Origin of the sequence: Nannocystis punicea (genome assembly GCF_026965555.1) — a bacterium.
Lineage (GTDB): Bacteria > Myxococcota_A > Polyangia > Nannocystales > Nannocystaceae > Nannocystis > Nannocystis punicea.
This window is the reverse complement of sequence record NZ_CP114040.1, coordinates 1747059-1768366: the sequence shown is the minus strand read 5'-3', so window position 1 is coordinate 1768366 and position 21308 is coordinate 1747059. Positions and strand designations below refer to the sequence as shown.

General features: G+C 70.8%; 15 protein-coding genes. 7 read left to right on the top strand and 8 right to left on the bottom strand.

Annotated features, from left to right (window positions below; genetic code table 11):
* Window positions 1-486 precede the first annotated feature (486 nt).
* Window positions 487-3498 (top strand): DUF4215 domain-containing protein, encoded by a 3012-nt coding sequence (locus O0S08_RS06870; RefSeq protein ID WP_269038212.1) that lies wholly within the window; start codon window positions 487-489, stop codon window positions 3496-3498.
* A gap of 1023 nt (window positions 3499-4521) precedes the next feature.
* On the top strand, window positions 4522-5304 hold the full coding sequence (locus O0S08_RS06865) for a hypothetical protein (RefSeq protein ID WP_269038211.1): 783 nt from the start codon (window positions 4522-4524) through the stop codon (window positions 5302-5304).
* A gap of 228 nt (window positions 5305-5532) precedes the next feature.
* On the opposite strand, the gene O0S08_RS06860 is transcribed toward O0S08_RS06865, so the two are convergent.
* From O0S08_RS06860 to O0S08_RS06850, 3 genes are all read right to left on the bottom strand, one after another.
* A complete protein-coding gene (locus tag O0S08_RS06860; protein ID WP_269038210.1) occupies window positions 5533-5748 on the bottom strand; it encodes a hypothetical protein in 216 nt (71 codons plus the stop codon).
* A gap of 872 nt (window positions 5749-6620) precedes the next feature.
* Window positions 6621-7580 carry an SMP-30/gluconolactonase/LRE family protein gene (locus O0S08_RS06855; RefSeq protein ID WP_269038209.1) on the bottom strand — a complete coding sequence of 320 codons (960 nt, stop codon included), beginning with the start codon at window positions 7578-7580 and terminating at the stop codon, window positions 6621-6623.
* Between the two features lie 824 nt (window positions 7581-8404).
* Window positions 8405-9529, bottom strand: coding sequence for a hypothetical protein (locus tag O0S08_RS06850; protein WP_269038208.1), 1125 nt, complete (start codon window positions 9527-9529; stop codon window positions 8405-8407).
* A 405-nt stretch (window positions 9530-9934) separates the two neighbouring features.
* On the opposite strand from O0S08_RS06850, the gene O0S08_RS06845 reads away from it, so the two are divergent.
* On the top strand, window positions 9935-12892 hold the full coding sequence (locus O0S08_RS06845) for a serine/threonine-protein kinase (protein ID WP_269038207.1): 2958 nt from the start codon (window positions 9935-9937) through the stop codon (window positions 12890-12892).
* Between the two features lie 136 nt (window positions 12893-13028).
* On the opposite strand, the gene O0S08_RS06840 is transcribed toward O0S08_RS06845, so the two are convergent.
* From O0S08_RS06840 to O0S08_RS06830, 3 genes are all read right to left on the bottom strand, one after another.
* Entirely contained in the window at window positions 13029-14516 is a 1488-nt protein-coding gene (locus O0S08_RS06840) for a thrombospondin type 3 repeat-containing protein (RefSeq protein ID WP_269038206.1), read from the bottom strand.
* A gap of 292 nt (window positions 14517-14808) precedes the next feature.
* Window positions 14809-15693 carry a hypothetical protein gene (locus O0S08_RS06835; protein ID WP_269038205.1) on the bottom strand — a complete coding sequence of 295 codons (885 nt, stop codon included), beginning with the start codon at window positions 15691-15693 and terminating at the stop codon, window positions 14809-14811.
* Window positions 15694-15721: 28 nt separating this feature from the next.
* Window positions 15722-16009 carry a hypothetical protein gene (locus O0S08_RS06830; protein ID WP_269038204.1) on the bottom strand — a complete coding sequence of 96 codons (288 nt, stop codon included), beginning with the start codon at window positions 16007-16009 and terminating at the stop codon, window positions 15722-15724.
* Window positions 16010-16499: 490 nt separating this feature from the next.
* Between O0S08_RS06830 and O0S08_RS06825 the strand changes: the two genes are divergently transcribed.
* Window positions 16500-16901: a hypothetical protein gene (locus tag O0S08_RS06825; protein WP_269038203.1), complete on the top strand. Its 402-nt coding sequence runs from the start codon at window positions 16500-16502 to the stop codon at window positions 16899-16901.
* 256 nt (window positions 16902-17157) lie between these two features.
* Here O0S08_RS06825 and O0S08_RS06820 read toward each other — a convergent pair whose 3' ends face one another.
* On the bottom strand, window positions 17158-18366 hold the full coding sequence (locus O0S08_RS06820) for an NHL repeat-containing protein (protein WP_269038202.1): 1209 nt from the start codon (window positions 18364-18366) through the stop codon (window positions 17158-17160).
* Between O0S08_RS06820 and O0S08_RS06815 the strand changes: the two genes are divergently transcribed.
* The 3 genes from O0S08_RS06815 (at window position 18356) to O0S08_RS06805 (ending at window position 20239) form a co-directional block, all read left to right on the top strand.
* Window positions 18356-18718, top strand: a complete 363-nt coding sequence (locus O0S08_RS06815; protein WP_269038201.1) for a hypothetical protein — start codon at window positions 18356-18358, stop codon at window positions 18716-18718. The two genes, O0S08_RS06820 and O0S08_RS06815, sit on opposite strands and share 11 nt — an antisense overlap.
* 60 nt (window positions 18719-18778) lie before the next feature.
* Window positions 18779-19063, top strand: a complete 285-nt coding sequence (locus O0S08_RS06810; RefSeq protein WP_269038200.1) for a hypothetical protein — start codon at window positions 18779-18781, stop codon at window positions 19061-19063.
* 114 nt (window positions 19064-19177) lie between these two features.
* Complete coding sequence (locus tag O0S08_RS06805) at window positions 19178-20239, top strand: hypothetical protein (RefSeq protein WP_269038199.1); 1062 nt, start codon at window positions 19178-19180, stop codon at window positions 20237-20239.
* 162 nt (window positions 20240-20401) lie between these two features.
* On the opposite strand, the gene O0S08_RS06800 is transcribed toward O0S08_RS06805, so the two are convergent.
* Complete coding sequence (locus O0S08_RS06800) at window positions 20402-21304, bottom strand: hypothetical protein (protein ID WP_269038198.1); 903 nt, start codon at window positions 21302-21304, stop codon at window positions 20402-20404.
* Window positions 21305-21308: the final 4 nt, after the last annotated feature.

The following is a 21308-nucleotide window of genomic DNA, read 5'->3' as shown; positions in this document are numbered from 1 at the left end:
TGAATACCCGCGAGCGTCGACCGCGCGACGCCTCACGCCCTCCTGTGGCGCGGCGGCGGCGGGGTGGATGAAAAATTTTCCCGGCAGCTCCGGCGCGCGACCGCGCGGCCAGGAGGCGCCCTCGCGTCGGCTGTGAGGCATGGGCGGCCCCGCGCAGCCCGCTCCTGTCGACCTTCGCAGCTCGGCGCCGGCGACCACCCCAAGGGAGCTCCGTCGATCTGCACGAGCGCCCCCGGAAGGCGCTTGTGCTGGACCTCGCGCCCCGCGTGCACTGCGGAATCGAGGTCTCCCTCGATCCACTGTCCGCGAGCGAGATGCTCGCCGGCGAAGTGCAGCGGGCCCTCGGGGAGCGCGGGATGTCGGGCTGGCACTCCAGCGTCGTACCCTGCGGCAATCGTCGGCGTGATGAGAGACCGCCGGGATCAACTCGACGGGTCTGACGTTTCCCTGGAGATCGGCCCATTCGTGGCCGAGCCAGGAGCACGCGTGAACCAGCTGCCAGTGACCCGGGCCGGGCTGAAGCCCAGTCCTCTACATTTTCTCCCAGTCTTCCTCCTCGCCTGCGATCCGGCCGGAGCGGTGCACGAGGAGCCGTCCATCCCCCATGCGCCCGCGGCGGCGCCGGACGAGCACGACCTGCGGCTCGCCCAGGAGGATCCCGCAGCGGGCGGCCTGCTATGCCTGCTGTGTATCCTCGGCGGCCAACAGGCGGTGTGCGGCGCCGACAACGTCACGTACGTCAACGAGTGCTTCGCGGTGTGCAACGACACGTCCGCGGTGCACACCGGCCCGTGCTCGTGCGGCGACGGCTACGCCGGCCCCGGCGAGGCCTGCGACGACGGCGACAGCGACGACCTCGACGCGTGTACCAACGCGTGCACGGTCGCGGTCTGCGGCGACGGCATCGTCCGCGCCGGGGTCGAGGCGTGCGACGACGGCAACGCGATCGACGACGACGCGTGCACCAACACGTGCACGGCCGCGGCGTGCGGCGACGGCATCGTCCGCGCCGGGGTCGAGGCGTGCGACGACGGCAACCAGGTCGACGGCGACGCGTGCACCAACGCGTGTACGCTGGCGGTGTGCGGCGACGGGGTCGTGCAGGCCGGGGTCGAGGCGTGCGACGACGGCGACGCCGAGACCGACGACGACTGCCTCCCGGGCTGCGTGGCGGCGAGTTGCGGGGACGGGTTCGTGTGGGCGGGGGTCGAGGCGTGCGACGACGGCGACCAGGACGACGGCGACGAGTGCCTGTCGACCTGCGCGCCGGCGAGCTGCGGCGACGGGGTCGTGCAGGTCGAGGTCGAGGCGTGCGACGACGGCAACACCCGTGACGACGACGCGTGCCTGTCGACCTGCCAGCCTGCCAGCTGCGGCGACGGCTTCGTGCAGGTCGGGGTCGAGGCGTGCGACGACGGCAACACCAGCGACGGCGACGCCTGCCCGACCACCTGTGAGGTGGCGGTGTGCGGGGACGGGTTCGTGCTCGACGGCGTCGAGGTGTGCGACGACGGTGACCAGGACGACGGCGACGAGTGCCTGTCCTCCTGCGTGGCCGCGAGTTGCGGGGACGGGGTCGTGCACGCCGGGGTCGAGGCGTGCGACGACGGCAACCTCGACGACGGCGACGGGTGCCTGTCGTCGTGCGTCGCCAACGTGTGCGGGGACGGGTTCGTGCACGCGGAGGTCGAAGCGTGCGACGACGGCAACCAGTCCGAGCACGACGCCTGCCGCGCTACCTGCGAGGCAGCGACCTGCGGCGACGGCGTGCTGTGGTTCGGGGTCGAGGCCTGCGACGACGGCGACCAGGACGACACCGACGCGTGCACTGCCGGATGCATCGAGGCGTTCTGCGGCGATGGGCTGGTGTGGACCGGGGTCGAGGCGTGCGACGACGGCGACGACGACGAGACCGACGAGTGCCTGTCGAACTGCGCGCCGGCCAGCTGCGGCGACGGCCACGTGCAGGCCGGCGTCGAGGCCTGCGACGACGGCGACGACGACGAGACCGACGCGTGCACCTCCACGTGCCAGCCGGCCAGCTGCGGCGACGGCCACGTACAGGCCGGCGTCGAGACCTGCGACGACGGCAACCAGGACGACGCCGACGCGTGCATCGGCTGCGAGCCGGCCAGCTGCGGCGACGGCCACGTGTGGGCCGGGGTCGAGGCGTGCGACGACGGCAACCCGCACGACTACGACGCGTGCCTGCCCGACTGCACCGCGCCGGGCGACCGTGCGCGGCAGGTCGCCCACGGCGGCAACCACGGGTGCGCCCTGCTCACCGGCGGCCGCGTGAAGTGCTGGGGCCAGGGCGACCTGCTCGGCAACGGCGACGGCGCCTCGCGAGGTTCCAAGCCGAGCGACATGGGGGCCAACCTGCCGTTCACGGAGCTGGGCGGGCCGGCGCTCGAGCTCTCCGTCGGTGCGAACCACGCCTGCGCCCGGCTCGCGGGGGGCGGCGTCAAGTGCTGGGGCGGGAGAACGGGCGCGAACTTCGGTCAGCTCGGCTACGGCAACACCTCCAACCGCGGCGCCGCGCCGAACCAGATGGGTGCGATGCTGCCGTTCGTCGACCTCGGCACAGGCGCGACGGCGACCCGGATCTCCGCCGGCTCGATGCACACCTGCGCCGTCCTCGTCGGCGGCGCGGTGAAGTGCTGGGGCCGCGGAGAGTACGGCCGGCTCGGCTCCGGCAGCACCGCGAACAAGGGCGACCAGCCGGGCGAGATGGGCGACGCCCTGCTCCCCGTCGATCTCGGTGCGGGCCAGACCGCCGTCGACGTCGACACCGGCAACACCCTCACCTGCGCCCTGCTCACCGGCGGCCGCGTGAAGTGCTGGGGCTACGGCAGAGACCTCGGCATCGGCACCACCCAGAACGTCGGCGACGGGCCGGGCGAGATGGGCGACGCGTTGCCGTTCGTCGACCTCGGCGCCGGCGCGGTCGCGCAGGCGCTCACGGTCGGCGGCCGACACAGCTGCGCCTTGCTGGCGGGCGGCAAGATCAAGTGCTGGGGCGACAACTACACCGGTCAGCTCGGCCTCGGCGACACGCAGACCCGCGGCGACGGTCCGGGCGAGATGGGCGACGCGCTGCCCTTCGTCGACCTCGGCGTCGGAGCGACCGCGGTCGCCGTCGAGGCCGGATGGGAGAGCGTGTGCGCAGTGCTGGCCGACGGCCGCCTGAAATGCTGGGGTCAGGGGTCGTTCGGCGCGCTGGGCCTCGGCAACGGCGACGACATCGGCCGCGAGCCGGGTCAGATGGGCGACGCCCTGCCGGCGGTCAGCCTCGGCACCGGCAAGGTGCCCGTCCAGGTGTCGATCGGCGAGGCCCTGTACAACAGCTGCGTCCGGTTCCAGGACGGGTCGATCAAGTGCTGGGGCGAGCAGTACTTCGGCGAACTCGGCGTCGGCGACAACGTGTACCACGGCGTCCAGCCCGGGCAGATGGGCGACGCCCTGCCGCTCGTGCGCCTGTTCTCCGCGGTGTGGTGATCGGGCCGGCGCGCCGCGGCGACCGGCCCGCGGCGCGTCGAGTCGGCGGTCGCAAGCAGTTCCGCCGGCTGCGGCTCTCCGGCGCTGCAGGGTGAGCAGACGATGCCATTCGCCCTGGAGCGAGAACTATGATGGGTGTCCTCGTATCCTGGTCGAATGAGGCGGGCCCGGATCATTGGCCGCACCGGGGCGCGGTCGACCAGCGCCAGGGCACTTCACCGCGAATGCGATTCGCGGACGCCTGACGAGCTCCTCGCCCGTCTGTGTGCCCTCATCGCGCCGGAGCCGGGCCGAGCGCGAATCCAGGCGCGGAAACGCCCGGCGGAATGCCCGATGCGCTTCTTCCACATGGATAGGCCGTATCGGGTGAATGCCGAGTGCGAGAAAGTCGGCCAGTTCCCTAAAGTTCTCTGGCTCATTGGATACCCATCGCATAAACCAAACCACGGCCATGGCTGTGGTAGCAAACGTGGCCTGGCCCGACCGCTCCTATCCCTCCAGAGACGAGGCGAACCTCATGCGCGCTTCCACCAAGATCCTTGTTACCCTGAACATCTCTCTCGTTATGGTCATATCCGGCGCCTGCGACGAGATCGCGGCAGACGACCTCGCCGGTCGGCCGGACGATCCCCTCTCCTTCCGCTGTGACGACCCCCCTCTTTGCCTCGCCAACTCCCCGTACGTGGGGAACCCGTACGTGGGAGGCTTCTCTTTCGCCAACATCAGGACCCGGGAGGGCATCCCGGCGCCCTCGCCCTTCGCGGGCTCCGCCGAGGACTCGCACTGGGGTTCGGGATACCTCCAGCGCGCCGACCACTCGTGGATGACCTTCGATTTCCTGGTCCCGACGGCGGAGGGCAGGCTGATCGCCCATGATTCGGCCTCTCAGACCTCGGAAGCCGTCGACGAGGGGCTCCAGGCGTTCTTCATGCTGACGATCACCGGCGCCTCCGACCCTCCGACCCACGTCCCGATCTGGATCAAGGACGTCTCGTCGAGCCCGGCCGGCCCTACCTTCGACGTGTGGAAATATACGATCGCCGCCAGGGTCGTGCCGCCGTCGAGCGACTTCCCGTCCGCGGGCAGCCCATCCAGCGCTCCGCCCCCGGCCGGAGTCCACGACTGGGGCGGCACGTACTACTCGATCTGCCCGCCTCCGCCGAGGCGAGCGGCCAGGCGCTGGTCCTGCAGTACGTCGCGCTCGGCTCCGACGGCGAAGCGGCCCGGCTCGCGGATGGCCGCGCGTCCGGGCCCTTCCACGCCGAGGACCCGTCCACTTCGGTGTTCGCCTGCCAGGGGCACGCCCTCGCCAAGCCGCAGGAATTCCTGGCGGTCACGCCCAATTCGTATGTCGATGCGAACGCCCCCGGCGAGCGGAGCTACGGCCTCGCCGGGTACGACGCCCTGGTCCATGCCTACAGGGCTTTCTATGCCGGTGAACCGAGGACGACGCCGGGCACGCCCGTCAACCTCAAGGACCTCGCGCACGACCCTCCGTGGTTCGACCAGACCGCCAGCGACTATCTCCCGCCCCCGCCGACCCTCGGCAGCTGGAGGTTCGTCCTCGAATCCGTGTACAAGGACGCCGATGCGCTCGGGGACCCGCTCGGCGCCAACTGCTATTACACCGACTCCGAGTTTCCGAACGGCGCACATCGCCGCTTCGACCCCCCCGGTGGAAACCCCGAGCTCCCGGGGTGGAGCACCATGACGAGCTGCGGCGGCACGTCGAGCGACTGGGCCGAATTCGGCCCCGTCGGCGTGTTCGTCCTCAAACACGTCATTCCCGGCGGCGGCAGCTCGTAGGCCTGTCCGCAGGAGATCGCGCCGCCACGCATCCGGCGCCCCTACGTCTTCCGCACCTTCGACGGGATCGGGTACAGCCCCACCGCCGGCCACGGGCGCCTACTGGGCGCGCTTCGCCGCGACGGCGCCGAGCGCCGATGAGGGAGCCGGCGCTCGAGGCCACTTCGCACCTCGTTCGTGCGGGTCGGGATCCCTGCAGGCCGCGGTGGAGTCCGGTAGTCGTGCGAGCTACCCGATCACGCCGCCGGTGAGCTCGGAGATGCTCTTGCCGGTCACGACGGAGACCAGGCTGAGGCCCCAGAGCACGACCAGCGCCAGCAGCAGCAGCGGCTTGTAGACGATGTACTCGCCGCGACGCTTGCGCATGATGACGATCTGCAAGCCGAAGCCCAGCAGCATCAACGTGGTGAACCCAAGCAACAGGTACGAGACATCGGCGGACATTGCTCGGTGCGTACCACGTTGCGGCGTGCGCGAAGGAATCGGCAGAGGGTGAGCTTATTCACGAATCGAGTGTGAGCAGACAGAGAGCTGGCGAGCCGCGTGCGGTTTGAAATCATCGCGGCCGCGGGGTCGCAAGAGGCGGGCACGCTTCGCAGACGGCGGCGCCGCTGCGCCGGAGCTTGCATCAGTCGTCCCCGCCGAGCTGGATCTCGCGGCAACTGCGGATCAGCGGACCGCCCGCGATTGCCGTGGCGCAGCAGCGGGCGTGCCTGCTCAGCGAGCCCCCACGCAATCCCGCGGCCCGCGCTCTCCGAGCCAACGAGGAAAGATCGCATATCACTGAAAAGAGCGAACGATGGGTCGCTCTATAAAACCAGGCGGACTCACACCATTCGTCGCCTCTTCGGCAGCTGCACGAAAGCACCGACGACTCGATCCGCCTTCTGGTGGGCCGACTCGCCTCACCGGCGGCCTGGCGGCCTCGTGACGCTCGCGCCGACGTTCGGGGTCTCCGCCGACGGCCGCGAGAGCACGGCGGAATTCCTACGAGGACCCCGCGACAGGATCGCGAGGTCCGCAGCCAAACCTCTGCGCCCACGGCCTCGGAGTCCGGCCGAAATCGGCCGCCTACGACGATCCCTGGGCCAACGAGGCCAGCGCGAATTCAACGACGTGCGCGTCCGGCCGGACGATGAACGAGAGGCCCGGCTGCCCGGCTCTACCGGGACCCGACCTTGATTCACATACTTGCTACAACGGCGGATCGCATTCCAGCGAGGTCCGAAAGGACATATTGCGTCAATCCTACGCTGCCGATCGGAGTCGGCGACCGCCGGTCACCCGTGTCCCGGCGGTCGCTCGTCGAGCCCGCGTCACATGGCGGCGAACAGCGACTCGTCGAGGTGGAGGATCTTGAACGGCAGCTCCGGCGGCTGGAACATGTAGAGCACCCGAAAGACCTCGCTGTCGATCATGTAGAGGCGGCCCTCCGCGACCGTCGCGCTGGTGAGGCCGGTCGGCACCGAGGTCGTCGTGCGCACCACCGCCTGGGTGTGATCGTCGCCGGAGAACGTCAGTTGCTGCACGCCCCCGTCGTAGATCACGTAGAGCTCCTCGCCGAGGAACTCCAGCCCGTCGGGGCCGGGGAACCGCGGGTCGCCGGGGACCGCGAATGGGTCGCCGGAGAACGTCACCTCCTCGATGTCCGACGGGTCGGCCAGCGACACGCGGTAGAGCGCCGGCGGCATCGTCTTGACGACCATCAGGTCCTCGCCGCCGGGCGCGATGTCGATGCCGTTGAGCCCCATCGCGCCGCCGGGCACGAACTGCGGGCTCGTGGCGAACACCTCGAACTCGTCGTCCTCGCCGATCCGGTAGACGTTGGGCAGCGCCGAATCGGTCGCGTAGACCACACCGTCCGCGTCCGTCGTCAGGTCGTTGCAGAACGACGGCTCGCCGAGGTCGATGCTCCGCACCAGCGTGCGCTCGTCGATGTCGAAGGCGACGACCTTCGAGTTGGGGATCGCGTCCGTCTTGACGTCGACCTGACAGACCCAAAGGAGGCGCCGCTCGCCGTCCACATGCGCCCCGCTGAACGACACCAGCGGGTCCTCCGAGGCATAAAACACCTCTTCCTGCCCGAGCGCGGACATCCGGGTGATCTCGCCCCCATTGATCGCGGTGGCGTAGAACGAGTACGTCAGTTCGTCGTAGGCGATCCCCTCAGGCAGGGAGCTCTCACTCGCCAGGGCATATTGCTCCGGCAGGGGAATGTCACACGAAGCGAGGACCGGGAGCGCGGCGAAGATGGACAGCAGGGCGATGTTCTTCATGGCGACCTTTCGTGGTCGGCGCAGATCCAACCAGCAGTTAGTGATCTGAAGGAGAGCACGGGATCACGCCAACCCGACTGTCCCGATCGCGGGGTTCATCACGCTCACCGTTGGCTCCACCCCGGGCCTCTCGCACCGCCGCAGCCGTCGGCTGCAGGGGCAGCGGCGTCGGCCGGGACATAGTTTCGGCGGCGTCATGATCACGCGGACGCGCGGCTCCTCGCCCGTGAGCCGGCGAATGGGTCGGTCGGCTCGCAGTCCGACGGGAGGCGCGTGCCCTGATCCGCCGACCCATTGCCTGCAACTGGGTCGCGCAGCACCCGAGGCCCGGACATGCCCGGCCCCACGGACTCGCGAGGCTGGAGCAGCGCTCCGGCAATCGCGCTGCGCCGGCGTTCGCGTCAAATGCGCGAGGCTCCTCGACGGAGCGCCGCGCGAGCCAGGGCTGAGCACGCTTGACTCTCACCGCGCGATCGGCCCCGTGAATGCCCGCGGGAGGTCGGCCCCGACCCGACGACGAGCCGCGGCCGTGCGCCGTCGAGACGCGAGGCAGAGGCGTCGGCGACCCGTGATACACCTACGAAGATACGAGCCCCGATTCGTCAGAGTCTCGAGTGTGCAGAATGAGCCGTCGAGGACGCCGCGAATACGACGGGCTATTCACCAGTACTATCATTGACCGCGAATCACCCCGCGGAGCTCCGCGGCGGCTGATGGTGACGCGATCGACCGGTTGGAGGTGCCGCGAGGCGGCATCTCCACCGGCCCCGGGCACCTCCTGTTCTTTCGGTCAGCTCTTGCGCCGCGCCGCGGCGGGCGCGGACTCAGGAGCCGCCGCCTCCGCCCTGCTGAAAGATGATGTGCGCGACGCTGTAGAACGCCACGTCGCCGTACTGGGACAGGTTGCCGCTGCACTCGGGCAGGCTGCTCCAGCCGGCGATCTGGGCGACCGGGGGATCGTACGCCGAGTTGCGGTGCTCGCCTTGCAGGCGGTACGCGTTGCCGGTGAACTTGCATCGCGCGCCGCGGGTGGCGGTGCCGGTGTCCTTGTACACCGACTCGAGGACCCACTGATACTGGCCGATGATCGGGGGCGGCAGCGGGATGGGGCCGAGGGTGTGGAACAGCGGCGGGCTGTGGGCGGTGTCGACGACCCCGACCGGCGCGCCGAGGAACGTCCGCGACTGGCCCTGAAAGACCGCCTGCCAGCCCTGCATGAGCGAGCTGTAGTGGTCGTACCCGTAGCTGCGGGCGTGGCCCGACCGCGGGACGACGTTGAGCTCCGTGACCCCCTTGGCCAGCGAGTGACCGTCGCACGCGATCGCGAACTCGGTGTAGTCGTAGTTGACCCAGCCGATGCTGCCGTCGGCGATGGAGTCGGCGTGCGTGTCGGAGAGGAGCACCGCCATGTTGGAGCCGTGGACGTTGGCCGGGCAGACGGTCCACCACGGGTCCTTCTCCGTGCCGACGAACTCGTGGGCGGGGCCGGGGTAGACGTTGGTGCGGATGTCGTAGCGCGTGACGGTGAAGCTGTCGTCCTCGTCCCCGGGCTCGGTGGTCACGCCGGCGAACCAGACCTTGCCGTTGGTCGTGGTGCCCCCGTAGTTGACCACGAGGTCGAGGCGGGAGCCGACGATCGGGACGGTAGACCCGGTCGAGAGCGACACTGTGGCCGTCCCGTCGACGGTGACGTTGATCGCGGAGATGGTGGCGCCGGACTTCGTACCCGTCCAGCTCATGCTGTGCTCGCCGTCGGGGCTGACCGACTCGAACCCGTGGCGGTACGTCAGGTTGGTGATGTCGTAGGAGCCGAGGTACGGCGAGTTCACGCACGGTATGCCGCAGCGGAAGGCGACCGGCTCGTCGGCGTCGACGAGCTCGAGGTCGTCGTCGCAGGCGGCGGCGAGCGCGGAGGTCAGTGCAAGCGAGAAGAGAGCCGGGGTACGCATGATGAAATCTCTCATTTTAGGATGTGTCTGCGACCAACTGGTCAGGTTCGCTCCATTTGCCCGAAGCTTGCTTCTGTGGGTGCCGCGAGCGTCCGGAACAATTGCCTGCCGACGACGATTCCCATCGCTGCGCGGCCGTGATTTCGTCCACGACGCGCGCAGGTTGGATCTGCGTCCGAAGCACCAGGGAGATCCCAGGGCTTGTCTCGCGGCGTCGCTTGCCGCCATCATGGCCATCCCGCGTCGAGGTCCATGGCGAGTGACGACGACAGCCCGGGCTCGCGCGTCTCCGCCCGGCCGAGGCAAATCCACGCCGCCACGGATGAAGATTCCGCGTCGGCCGCAGACACGCCGCAGCCACCCCCCGCGCGGCAGGACGTCGAGGACGGCGGCGCCGAAGCTTTCATGGCGCGGCCGGAGCCGCAGGACGATCCGCTCGGCAAAGCGCTGATGCGGCGGGCCCTGTTCCCGCGCCGGAACCAGCCGGTGCGGATCGGTCGCTACACGGTGCTCAAGCTGCTCGGCGAGGGCGGCATGGGCGTGGTGTACGCGTGCTTCGACGACCAGCTCGACCGCAAGATCGCCGTCAAGATCTTGCACCTCGCGCGCGTCCGCGACCCCGAGCTGTCACGCGCCCGCCTAATGCGCGAGGCGCAGGCGATGGCCCGCCTGTCGCACCCCAACATCGTCACCGCCTTCGAGGTCGGGCAGACCGGCGAGCAGGTGTACGTGGCCATGGAGTTCATCCGCGGCCTCACCCTCGACGCCTGGTGCGCGCAGCCCCGCAAATGGCGCGAGGTCGTCGCTGCGTTCGTGCAGGCCGGACGCGGCCTCGAGGCGGCGCACCGGGCCGGCCTCGTCCACCGCGACTTCAAGCCGCAGAACGTGATGATCGACGAGGACGGCCGGGTGAAGGTCCTCGACTTCGGCCTCGCGCGCGGCCAGGACAGCGCCGAGGAGGCGCCGCCCGAGCCGCCGCCCGAGAACTCCGGCGCGCTGCTGCAGCGCGCGTTGACCCGGACCGGCGTGATGCTCGGGACGCCGGCGTACATGCCACCCGAGCAGCGCGCCGGCCTGCCGGCGTCCGCCGCGAGCGACCAGTTCAGCTTCTGCGCGGCGCTCTACCAGTGCCTGTACGGCGGGCTGCCGTTCGCCACCGACGGCTTCGGGGTGCGCATCGAGGACGTGCTGGCAGGCAACATCATCCCGCCGCCGTCGCGCAGCCCGGTGCCGTCGCGGGTGTTCAAGGCGCTGCGACGCGGGCTGATGGCGGCGCCGGCGGACCGGTTCGCGTCGATGACGGAGCTGCTGGTGGTGCTGCAGCGCGACCCGGCCGCGATCTACCGCCGCGTCGGCGCGCTGCTGGGGACGGCCGCGGTCGCCGGGGGGGTCGGCATCTACTTCGCCGGCGGTTCGACCCTCGCGCCGTGCCCCGACGCCCACGCCGAGCTCGCGGGGATCTGGGACGAGGACCGCGCGGGCGTCGTACGCGAGGCCGTGCGCGCGACGGGCTCGCCGCGGGCCGACGAGGTGCTCGACCTGGCCCTGCCGGAGGTCGAGCGCTACGCGGACGAGTGGACGCGCATGCGCAACGAAGCGTGCGTCGCCCATGCGCTCGGCCAGCAGTCGGCGCAGCTGTTCGACCAGCGGACCTCGTGCCTCGACCAGCGCCGCGCCAGCCTCGCGGCCACGGTCGACGCGATCGGCGCGGCCGAGGCGGAGAAGATCGACGAGCTGCGCGCCGCCGTCGGTCGGCTGCCGCCGCTCGACAGCTGCGCCGACTTCACGGCCTTGACCGCCGCGATGCCGCCCCCTTCGGACCCGCTGCTGCGCGTGCGCGTGCAGAAGCACCGCGAGGCGCTGGCGCGGGCGCAGGTCTACGAGCACACCGGGCAGAAGGACCGCGGGCTAGAGATCGTCGGCGAGGTCCTCGCGGACGCCGAGGCGGTCGCGTACGAGCCGCTGCAGGCCGAGGCGTACCTGCGCCGGGGCAGCCTCGAGATGCAGGGCGGCGACTCGGCGGCGGCGGAGAAGTCGTTCGACGCCGCGCTGTGGGCCGCGCTGGCCACCGGTCACGGGCCGGTGGCGGCGCAGACGAGCTCGCGTCGCGGATTTTTGCACGCCGTTCGGCTCCAGCGGCCGGCGCAGGCGCTGGCCGATCTGCCGTTCATCACCGCGCTCAACCGCCGCGTGCAGCACGACGTCGAGCTGTACAGCGAGTACCTCAACTACGCCGGCGCGATCCACCTCAGCGGAGACGATTGGGCCGAGGCGCTGAAGCTGTCCGAGCAGGCCGTGGCGCTGCGCGAGCAGCACGGGCGGCTGGCGACGCCGCAGGGGATCGGCATGCTGTTCAACGTCGGCCTGATCCACCGCGAAGAGGGCCGCTACGAGCAGGCCCACCCGATCCTCCTGCGGGCGATCGCGCTGTCGGACGAGATCCTCGGCCGACAGCAGGCCGAGCGCACCCTCTTCGAGGTGGTGCTGGCGCTCAACTACCAGAACCTGGGCCGCCCGCGCGCCGCGCTCGAGGTCCTGCGGCCGGTCGTGAGGGACATCGACGGCATCGCCAGCAAGGAGTACCGCAAGCTCGCGCTCGCGGTCGCCGGCATGATCGAGCTCGCCGACGAGGACGCCGCCGCCGCGCGGCGCGACCTCGAGGCGGCGCGGCGCGCCAGCCCGGAGCACTTCAATTTCCTTTACTGGCTCGAGCTGATGCGCGCGACCGCGATCGAGGGCGACGCGGCGGCGATGCAGGCGGCGCACGACGCCGCGCTGGCCCTCGTCGCGCGGCCGCTCGACCTGCACGACTTCTACTACCAGGACTTCTTGCTGGCCCACGGGCGCGCGCTCGCCTCGCTGGGGCGCACGCGCGAGGCGATCGAGGCGCTCGAGACGGCGAAGGGCGCCCTCGTCGAGGCGACCGCGGCCCGCGACATCCGACGCCGCGCCGCGATCGCGCTCGAGCTCGGCAAGCGACGCGCGCGCCTCGGCGAGCTCGATCTGGCCGAGCAGGCGCTGCAAGCCGCGCGGCAGGACTACGACCAGGTGCTGTCCCCCCGCAACCTCGAGCGGGCCGACGTCCGCCTCGCGCTCGGTGAGCTGGCCCTGCAGCGCGGCAACTTCGCCACGGCCAGCCACTGGTCGGCGGAGGCCGCGTCGATCTACGGCGCGGTCGCCGAGCCCGACTACACGCCCCTCGCGCGGGCCCGCTTCGCGTCCGCGCGGGCGGCCACGGGCACTGCGGACTCGGCGCCGCCGGCGGCGCGCGAGGCCGCCGAGCAGGCGCTCTCGGCCCTGCGCGCGAGGTCCCGCGCGGACGAGGTCCGCGCGGTCGAATCGTGGCTGGCCGAACACCGCTGATCGCAGCTCGAGAGAGGCTGCGATCAGCCCGCCTGTCCGCGAGCTCCTGCGCCGGACGGCCGGGTCCGGCGGGCGTCCTTCGCCGGAGCTCGAGACCGCGGCCGTCGCTCGGTGCGCGCGCGAGGGCGAGGTCGATTCACGGCAGGCACATGTTCGCCGGGTCGAAGTTGTCCGGGCTGTAATCGCCGTTGCAGAACTTGCCGTAGTTCGGCCACTCCTTCATGTCCGAATCGACGTAGATCGCGTTGGTCGGGTCGTACGCGAACGGGCACAGGTCGCAGCCGTCGGGCACTCCGTCGTACTCCTGGTCCCACGCCGGCATCAGGCACAGGTACTGCCAGAGGTCCGTCGGCGCGTCGACGTGGCAGGCCTTCATCTTGTGCGCCTTGCCGTCCTCGCTGGCGGCGAGCGCCTCCTCGCAGCCGGGCGGGAGCTCGAGCACGCCGGGCGGCAGCGGCGGCAGGTCGGCGACGTCGATCGGCTCGCCGTCGGGATCGACGAGCGGCTGACCGTTGTAGGTCGTCACGCAGCAGTAGCCGTTGGCGCTGACGTCGTAGAACGCGAGGGGACGCGGGTTGTCGTGGTCGACGCAGAACTGCACCTGCTCGCAGGCCGCGCCGATGAAGTCGCGGTCGGGGTCGTCGTCGGCGTTCTCGTCGAGCTGCTCGGGGTTCGCGGTCCACGGGCAGTTGTCGCAGACGTCGCCGATGTCGTCGCCGTCGTGATCGGCGTGGTTGCAGATCTGCGCCGCGCTGCAGGTCGCGCCGCTCGGGCAGTCGTCGTCGCCGTCGCAGGCGCGGCGCTCGACCGGCTGCCGCGGGCAACCGTCGACGATGTTGGCCAGGCCGTCCTGATCGAAGTCGTCGCCGTCGAGGAAGCCGACCGGACCGGCGGCGCCGACCATCATCGCCCCTTCGCAAGCGTCGCCGATGAGGTCGATGTCGGCGTCGTCCTGGCAGCCGGCGACCTCGACGTCGGCGAGCTGCCCGACCACGTGCGGCGTGAGCCCGGGGCCGTCGCCGAAGCCCTGGCAGTTGGCGACCCGCACGCAGTTGTCGCAGCTGTCGCCGACGCCGTCGCGGTCGCTGTCCATCTGCGACGGGTTGCCGCGTACGCTCATGTAGAACGGCACGGGCACGTCCAGCTTGTTGTAAGTTCCGGGGAACCGCGAGCACACGTCGCACTCGTTGCCGACGCCGTCGCGGTCGGTGTCGCCCGCGTTCGCGGCGGTCGCCGTCACCGGGCACATGTCGTTGATGTCGCCGAAGCCGTCGCCGTCGATGTCCTCTTGCCCGGGGTTGGTGTACTTGGGCGCGTTGTCGCAGCTGAAGGCGACGCCGTCGCGATCCTCGTCGAGCTTGCACTTCGTGATCGGGTCCGTGCACCGCGGCGCCACCGGGTCGTCGCAGGCCGGCGGCACCGGGATCACCTCGTCCTCGCCGGTCGTGCTCGTCGACGGCTCGCTCGTGGTCGTGCTGGTCGGCTCGGCGGTGGTCACGGTCGGCTCGTCGACCGTGGTCGAGTCACCGGTGCTCGTCGTCGAGTCTTCGGGCCCCTGGCTGGTGGTCGAGGAGGAGTCCGTGGTCGCGGTCCCGTCGCCGGGGCACGCGGTCAGGGAGAACACGCCGGCGAGCGCCAGCGATAAGCGAGGACGAGGAGAGAAAATCATGCCGCTATAGTGGCCACCGACCGCGGATGAATTGCGAGGGCCTCGCAGAAAACCCGCAAAATGGCGCCTTCCCCGGGTTCTTGCTCCAACATCTCGCGCCGATGAGGCGGGGCCGGCAGACAACGTGGCGCCATACAGGGCTTGACAGCCGCGCGGAACTAACTGTCGGCGGGTCGAACCAGCCCGTCGCGGCCCGTGTGAGCCGCGGACGGCGAGCCCGGTGAGTCTTCATCGCGCCGGCGCCGAATCAATCGAGCTCGCCGTCTTGCAGCTCGACGTTGACGACGATACTGGTCGCCTCGAGGGCCGGTAGCTCGCAGCGGGCCAGCGCCGCCTCGATCGCGAGGCGCCAGTCGGGCGGGGGATCGTCGACCGGGCCGATGGGTCCGCCGAGGCCGAGGGTGATCCGTCGCAGCGACTGCGAGACGAGCCGCGGCAGACGGGCGACCTCGGGGCCGAAGACGACCAGCTCCTCGAGCTCCGGCGCGCCGGCGATCGCCGCCGGGAGCGCCGCGAGCGAACCGGCCTGCGCGTCGACGATGACGCGGCGCAGGCACGGCATCGGCGTCTCGGCGAGCGTCTCCAGCCACTCGACGTCGCACACGACGACCTCGGTGAGCACCCGCCAGGTGGCGGTCCGCGGCAGCTCGGGGTCCACCGCCCCGCCGAGCCATGAGCGCAGGCCCGCGGGCAACCAGCCGCTCGGCTCGCGCGGCTCGCCGACCTCGACGAAGGTCCAGCCGTGCTCGACGTCGAGGGTGGTGCGGACGATCCCCGCGCCCCACCGCACCGCGTCGCTGCGGCCGCCGTCGAGCAGGAACCGCTCGACGACCGCGATCGCGGCCGCGCGGTCGATCGCACAGCCGCCGTCGATCACCAGGGGCTCACCGCCGCCGTCGAACGCCAGCGCCAGGCCGTGGCCGCCGCGGCCGATCGCCGCCAGGATGCCGTGGCCCGACCGCTCGTGCCACTGGCAGAAGAACCCCTCCGCCCCGAAGCGGATGTGGCTGACCGCGAGCACCGCGTCGCCTTGCTCGATCCAGAACGAGCTGTCGAGCGTCTCGTGGCGCGCGATCAAGGACGCGGCGTCGTCATCCCCTTCCCCCTCGCCGTACTCGTGGATCCTGGCCATGCGCGCGCAGCTTGGCACGGATCGGGCCTCAGGTGCGGCGCTTGAGGTCGCGGTGGACGAGGTAGGCGAGCGGGCTGATCGAACCGAGGAACGGCAGGGCGACCAGGTACGGCCACGCCTCGATCCCGTGGTTCCGGGCGTCGCGGCGCAGCCAGCCGGCGACGAGGGACAGGGCGAGGACGAGGTCGAGCAACATCTGCAGCGCCCACGGTTCGCGCAGCGCGAGGCCGATGAAGCCGAAGTAGCCGTGGCGCACGACGACGACGGCGCTGAAGAGCGTGAAGACGACGAGGATCGGCAGCGCGAATTTTTTCATGGCCGGCCCACGATAGGCTCTACGCGGCCGCCGGCCCACCAAAAGAATTCCCGCGGGGACTCGGGGTGCGAGCCCGGCATGGCGGCATTGAAGGGGTTTGGGCAGTGCTTGGGGCAGTCCGAGCCTGAGCCGGCCCCCGCGCCTGAGCCGGCGCTCACACGCCAACCGTCCCCCAAGCCCCCAGCCAACCGCGCACCGAGCCGGCTCCTGTCCCGCTCCCCAGCCCGGGCCACGGCCGAGAGTGCGCAATGCCTTCGCGCCGGCGCGGGCATCACCTCGACATCTCAGTCCGCGATTTCGATCGTGCCAAACGGTTGCACGATCCCACTGCTCGCGCGAACATTCGCCTGGCGGCGGGCTCGCCACGGTAGGCGCCTCTGGCGTGTTGGAGTGCCGTGCCCCCCGAAAAGCGGGTTGCAGTCAGATCGCAATTGACCCTTGCACGGCTCGAGACATCTAGGCTCCATGCCCTAAAGGAGGGGCATATGCCATGCTCAAGCGCAAAAACGCACATTATTGGGACAAGAGTGGGCTCATCTGGGTTTTCATGACTTCACCGATACTCATCTCGGTTCTCGCTGTCTCGGACGTTTCGTTCGCCCAGGCCACCGGCTTTAAAATCCGATCCGCGAACGCGATGAATGGGGGAGCTGATCCCGAGACCTTCGATGACGAAGCGCGCGCCGAGGACGAGCTTCCAGCTCGTTCGACCACCCGGTGGTGTTACAGTCATGCAGACTTCGCGGTGGCGTGGAATCTCTGTGAGGTCGCCGGATATAACGGTGCATTGCAGGGCTTGTGGACAAACTGGGTCTGTGACAATCGAGCCGCGTTGTTCGGTTGCTTACCTGTTCCGGGCCAACACACCTTCGCCCTCGTGACCGACCCTTAGTCAGCGCGTGTCGGGCGCCTTGAGCTCGCCGACGGCAGCGGCGAAGCGTGAAGGATCGGCGACCGCTGCCGCGAATGAATGCGCCCTCGCGCTCCGACATCGCATGTCTTGAAAGACATGTAACGAGCGCCCGTTCGACGGCCAGGGCTGGCCGCCGAACAGGCGCCACTTATGGCGCGTCAGCTTACCGAGATGGTTCCGTGCCGGCCGTCGGCGGGCGCGAGCGCGCGCGCGCAGCCGCGTCCCCGCGCGCTCGCTAGCCCGGCATCACGGCATTGAACAGGCCGCCGCCCGTCATGTCCGAGTAGGTGTAGTGGTCGCCGGCGATCGGCACCTGCGTCTTGACGTAGGTGTTGGGGTCGATGCGGTAGGCCCAGCCGCCGTAGTCGACCATCCACACGAAGCCGTCGACGTCGATGCTGACGCCGACGGGCGTGCTGCACTGCTCGAAGGTGTGGAACTGGACCGCCGTCATGGTGTTGGTGTCGATCTGGTTGAGGCCGCAGCCGTGGGTGCCGCCGGCGTTGGCGGCGACCCAGGCCATGCCGTTCGAGTCGACGGCGATCCCGCGGTGGTTCTCGGCCGAGTTGGGGATCTGGTGGAACGTCTCGGACTGGGCGTCGAACATCGCCACGTTGCCGTTGTTGTACGGGCCGAACCACACGTTGCCCTTGCCGTCGACGGTCATGCCGTAGAACTGGATGCCCTCGCCCGGGTAGCGCTTGACCTCGAGCGTCTCGGTGTCGATGCGGACCAGCTCCTGGTAGACGTTGATGAACCACACGTAGCCGTTGCCGTCGGCGGCGGCGCCGTACGGGGAGATCTGGCTGGTCCAGCCGTCGAGCGGGATGGTCGCGTCCTGCACGCCGGTGGCGCCGTCGAAGCGGCCGATGATCGCGTGCGTGGGCGCGTCGAGCCAGCCGACCCACACCTTCTGATTCTCGTACTTGCAGGTCGCCGGGTTGAACTCACCGGGCGCCCACGCGGTCCCGCGCGGGCCGCCGTTGTAGCCGAACGGGGCCGGGCTGACCGGCGTGTTCCACAGCATGCACTCGTCGCTGCCCCACGGCAGGAGGTCGTCCTTGTTGGCCGAGGTCGTGATCATGCCGTCGGCGTTCTTGTCGACGCAGTCGCCCTTGTCGGCCGCGAACTTGGTCACGCTGTACGAGGCCCGGTTCGACACCACCACGAAGTGACCGTCGATGTTGACCGACGTGCGCGACGAGCTGGCCCCGGCCGGGTTCGGGTCGGCGTAGTAGCGGCCCTCCTCGACGAGCGTGTTGGTGTTGACCTTCGAGATGCTGCCCTGCGAGGTGTTGGCCACCCAGAGGTAGCTGAAGTCGAAGCCGCCGCGCCCGCCGCCGCCGCACGGGTCACCGGTGGTCGTGGTGTCGGGGCCGGTGGTGGTGAGGTCGGGCCCGGTCGAGGTGCTCGTGGTCGGCCCCGTGGTCCCGGTGATCGTCACGTCCTGCGTGGTCGTCGGCGCGGTCGTCGTCGTCGCCTCGCTGGCCGAGTTCGAGGCCGTGCCCGCGTCGTCGGTCGTCGCCTGCGTCGCGCTGCCGGTGCCGCCCGTCGGCTCGGTCGCGGTGACCGGTGTCGTCGTCGCCTCGGTCTGGCCCGCCGTCGCCGAGGCCGTGGCGCGCCCGTCGTCGCCGCAACCGACGAGCCCGAAGAGCGCGAAGATACCCCCTACCCAAGAACGCGTGGAAACCATCGACGACCAAGCTATCACAACCGCTTCGGAGAGCGTGGATCCATGCATCAGGCCGCAGAGAGTTCCCCCGACCCGCGCGCAACACCAGATCGATTATTCGTAGTTGCCCGCTCGCCTCCGGCGCTCGCCTTGACTCCCCGACCGCCCACGTCACGGTTCGGGCATGGACCCGCACAAGCGATTCAAGCCCTCCCACGACAACACCGATCGCGACCGCGGCGGACCGAACAGCGGCGTCAACCAGGTCAACCCCAACGACACGCCGCGCACGCGCGAGGACGGCGAGAAGGGCCACCAGGGCGGTGAGCCCCACGACGTCCGGCCGAGTCAGCTGCAGCCGAACCGCGACCGCCAGTCCGACGGCCACCGCGACCAGGGCTTCGACGCCTACGATCCGCGCGAGCTCCGCCGCCGCGGCAAGAACCCGCAGACGCGCGGCAAGCCGTGAGCGGCTGCCTCGCCGCTCCGCGCCGCGAGTGACGGGCGCGCCCGCCCGACCGCGCGCGCCCGTCCCGTCGCGCATCCGCGGACGGCCCTCGCCACCTCGCGCATGAACCTCGGCATGCGCGCTCGGTTCGGCGTCCCCTTCGCCCTCGTGCTCTGTCTGTGCGGCGACCTCGGCTGCATCAGCGCCGAGAGCGTCACGCGTCGCACCGTCCCCGCCGCGCTCGACGAGGGCCTCGGCTTCTTCGAGGACCCCTCGTCGCAGCGTCGCATCGAGCGCCTGATGCTCGACCCGCAGGTGCAGAGCGCGGCCCGCGAGCTCACAAAGACGCTGGTCGACGGCGTGGTCGAGTCGATGACCGACGACGCGCGCCAGGCCGAGCTGCGGCAGGCCTCGACCCGCTACGTCGAGGCGGTCGCCGCCGCCGCCGCGCGCAGCTTGCGGACCGACCTCGGTCCGGCCGCGGCCGAGGCCGCCCGCGACGCGGTCGCCCGCGTGCTCGCCACCAGCCTGTCCCCGGAGACACGTCAGGACATGCGCGCGCTGGCGCAGACGCTGACGCGCGCGACCGTCGACGGGATGATGGAGTCGGCCGAGCACGGCCTGCGCCACCAGCTCGGCCCGGCCCTGCGGGCGGTGATCGAGGACGAGCTCGGCCCCAGCCTGCGCACCGTGATCGCCCGGGACGTCACACCGAGCCTGCGGCGGGCGATCGCCGACGAGCTGACGCCCGCGTTCGGCCTGGTCGCGCGCGAGGTGACGCGGCAGATCGTGCTCGGCGGCCACGACGGCCTCGAGGAGCTGCGCTACCGCGAGCGCGCCGGCGCCTTCCAGGTCGACTTCTGGACCCGCCTCGACGCCCTGCTCCACAAGGGCATCCAGCTCAGCGCGATCATCGCCTGGGCGCTCGGCGGCGTGGCGCTGGTGCTGGCGATCCTGGTCGGCCGCGCGATCCTCCTCCGCCGCCGCCTCGACGAGGAGCGCCTCCGCAGCGAACGCATGCTGCTCGGGGTGATGCGCGGCCTGCAGCAGGGCAGCGACAAGCCGGACATCGAGGCCTTCCTCCACCACCTGCGCGAGCGCACCCCCGACCTCGCCGACGAGACCTTCATGGACGAGCTGGCCCGCCGCGTGTCCCAGCCCGATCGCCGCGTCAGCCGCCCGCCCCGCCGCCTGTGACGCGGGCCTCGACGAGCGGGCCGTCCCCTCGCGGCGGCGCGACCGGGTGCCGCGCTCGCGCCGGATCACCGGCGTTCGGCGAACGATGTCCCGAGATACATGCCCTTATCGCCATGCTCTCAAAAACATGCCCCGCAGAGCATGTCCCTTGCGACCTGGCCTTCAGAACCTGCCCTGAAGGACAAGCCCCGCGCCGCCGCGCAGCCAGGTCGGCGCCAGGCCGAGCTCGCGGCGGGCGCGCTGCTGGCCGGCCGCCCCGGCGCCGAGCAGGCCGATGCCGGTGACCACCAGCACGCCGCCGACCACCGCGGTGGCGATCGCCAGGGTGTTGGCGGCGGTGCCCTGGGCGAGCAGGTCGCGATAGACGGCGGGGTCGGTGACGCCGTCGGCCTTGGCGGCCTCGCCGTCGCGGTCGACGCGGGCGCCGCGGGCGAGGCCGTAGGCCATGACCCCGAGGGCGATCGCGCCGACGCCGGTGAGGGCGCCGCCGGCGATGGTGAGGCGGCGCGAGCGCTTCGCGTCGCGTTCGGCGGCCTCGCGGCGGGCCTCGGCGTCGCGCGCCTGGCTGGCTTTCTCGGCCGCGAGGCGGGCCTCGGCGTCGCCTCCACCGGCCTCGGTCGCCTCGGCGGCCTGCTTCTCGGCCTCGCGCTCCTCGGCGACGCGGATCTTCTCGCGCAGCTCGTCGAGCGTGCCCTGCACCTTGGCGGTGGTCGTCTTGTCCTTGGCGCTGATCGTCTTGAGGTAGTTGTCGAACAGCCGCTCGGCCTTGCGGAGGTACACGAGCTGCGGGTCGAGCGTGTACGCCTCGACGCAGGCCTGGGCGATCTGGTAGGCGAGCACGTTGCGCCGCTTGTCGTACGCGGGCTCGTTCGGCAGCGCGGCGTAGGCCTGCGTCCACAGCTCGATCGCGCCGGCGTAGTCGGCCGTCTCGAAGCGCGTCTGCGCCTCCTGCGCGAGGGCGCTGATCTTGGCGTTGAGCTCCTCGCTCCCCTTCGCCGGCGCGGCCGCGCGGACCTCGGGGATCGCCGGTGCGACGGCCAGCGCCGCCGCGAGCCCCGCGGACAAGCAT

What these genes read in the sequence shown, in the direction of transcription:
- O0S08_RS06860 (WP_269038210.1), bottom strand. Translation starts at nt 5,748, where the DNA reads ATGTCCGCCGATGTCTCGTACCTGTTGCTTGGGTTCACCACGTTGATG.
- O0S08_RS06855 (WP_269038209.1), bottom strand. Translation starts at nt 7,580, where the DNA reads ATGAAGAACATCGCCCTGCTGTCCATCTTCGCCGCGCTCCCGGTCCTC.
- O0S08_RS06850 (WP_269038208.1), bottom strand. Translation starts at nt 9,529, where the DNA reads ATGCGTACCCCGGCTCTCTTCTCGCTTGCACTGACCTCCGCGCTCGCC.
- O0S08_RS06845 (WP_269038207.1), top strand. Translation starts at nt 9,935, where the DNA reads ATGGCGCGGCCGGAGCCGCAGGACGATCCGCTCGGCAAAGCGCTGATG.
- O0S08_RS06835 (WP_269038205.1), bottom strand. Translation starts at nt 15,693, where the DNA reads ATGGCCAGGATCCACGAGTACGGCGAGGGGGAAGGGGATGACGACGCC.
- O0S08_RS06830 (WP_269038204.1), bottom strand. Translation starts at nt 16,009, where the DNA reads ATGAAAAAATTCGCGCTGCCGATCCTCGTCGTCTTCACGCTCTTCAGC.
- O0S08_RS06825 (WP_269038203.1), top strand. Translation starts at nt 16,500, where the DNA reads ATGCTCAAGCGCAAAAACGCACATTATTGGGACAAGAGTGGGCTCATC.
- O0S08_RS06810 (WP_269038200.1), top strand. Translation starts at nt 18,779, where the DNA reads ATGGACCCGCACAAGCGATTCAAGCCCTCCCACGACAACACCGATCGC.
- O0S08_RS06805 (WP_269038199.1), top strand. Translation starts at nt 19,178, where the DNA reads ATGCGCGCTCGGTTCGGCGTCCCCTTCGCCCTCGTGCTCTGTCTGTGC.